Below are 1,649 nucleotides of genomic sequence, written 5' to 3' on the forward strand. Positions count from 1 at the left end.
GCGGCTCTTCCCGCGCTCCGGCGGTGCCGACGAACTCGCCCTGGACCAGGCGCTGTCGCAGGTCTCCGGGGCTGCTCGCGCGGCCTACGTGCTGCGCGGCCTCGAAGGCATGGGGGACGCCGAAGTGCGCCGCACACTGGCCGAAGCGGGTGTGCCGATCCCCGCCACGGCGCTCGCGGAGGCGGACACGATCCGGAGGCCGTCGAGCAGCAGGGACCGGTCGCTGCTGGGCTCTCCCGAGTTCGACCCGTGCACCTTGCAGGCGCGGCCGACCGACTTGATGCGCCGGCGTCAGCACAGCCGCGCCGCGCTCGCTGCGCTGGCCGCACTCCTCGTCTGCGGTGCGCTGCTCGGGCTTCCCGACGGCTCGTGGGGCCCGGAGGGTGCCGCTGCCCCCGTCTACGCCCGTAACCCCTCGTCCGAAAAGGCCCTGGATCCCGGTGAGTTGACCCGGGTCTCCCCGAGCGCCTGGAAGCGGGCCTCGCGCGCCGACTTCTCCGCCTGGCCCGCGCGCGGCGACCTCACCGACGACCAGGACCTGCTGCGCCGCGCCCTGGCCGTATGGGCCCGCCCGGGAAAGCTCGTGACCGTGTCCGCGACGCGCGGCACCCCCGCAGGGCCCCCCGTGGGACCGCCGTCTCTGCTGTACGCGGGCCGGGTCGACGGTGCGAGCGTCGTCCTGCTGCACGACGGTCTGCGAGTGGCGCGTTACGCGGAGCCGGAAGGTGCGCAGGAGGGAGGCGCCGTGCTGGATCTGGCCCGTACGGACGGCGCGGACACCGCCGCCGCCGGTGCGCTGGTGATCTCACGCAGCGACTCCGACATCCGCTATCTGACCGCTCCCTGGGTGACGGAGGCCGCCGAGGTCGACCTGCTGCGGCCCGCGGACCGCGGCAGTCCCCTGCGGCAGGAGGAGGACGGTGTGATCGCGGCGGTGACGGGGCCCGGCAACGATCCCGTCGACTGCGTACGGTGGCCCGGGCTGCTGCTGACGACCGGTTCGGCTTCCGGCCCGGGCATCCGTCATCTCTACACGGATCTGGGCGAGTTGACGGCTGTGCGGCTCACCTCCGGCTCCCCCGGCGGGAAGTTGACCGACGCGACGAGTCCCAACGCGAGGGCGGGTCTCGCCCACCGTGCCTGCGGGCTCCGTTCCCTGTGGGGGACCGGCATGCGCTCGGTCAACTCCTGGGAGTTCGGGCGGCAGTCGCTGCCGGAGAGCGAGGGCGTGGCCTCCTGGTCGTGCATCCGGGGCGAGACCTGGCGAGGCAAGGGCGCCCGGGTGATCGGCGAGTTCCAGCCCCCCTCCGACAAGCCGTCCCAGGCGGCCGTCGTCACCACGCGTGCCGGGGAGACTCCCGCGTGCGGGCCGCGCGAACCGCACGCGGTGAGCGGGGTGCTGTGGGAGTCGAGTGCGGGGAACCGCTATCTGCTGGCCGCGGGCAGCCCGCAGGTGACCGGCATCAAGGCGAGGAACCGGAGCGGGACCGGCGCGGCGTCGCCGGACCGCACTCTGATGCTGCCCGTGGAGGAGGGGCCGAAGCCGAGGCTGACCGCGCGACTGGCGAACGGCCGGGTGTTGCACGAACCGCGCTGAGCGGCCGCCAAGTCACGCTGATCCGCGCAGGGTTGCGCAGGGTTGCGACCCT

At 74.0% G+C, this 1,649-nt stretch carries 1 protein-coding gene; it reads left to right on the forward strand.

What is annotated here, in order from left to right:
- Positions 1–1,597, forward strand: a 1,597-nt coding sequence (locus H5J26_RS30785; RefSeq protein ID WP_181769224.1) for a hypothetical protein, incomplete at its 5' end; no start/stop codon positions are given.
- Positions 1,598–1,649: the final 52 nt, after the last annotated feature.

Origin of the sequence: Streptomyces albidus (ex Kaewkla and Franco 2022) (assembly GCF_013870515.1) — a bacterium.
Classification (GTDB): Bacteria; Actinomycetota; Actinomycetes; order Streptomycetales; family Streptomycetaceae; genus Streptomyces; species Streptomyces albidus.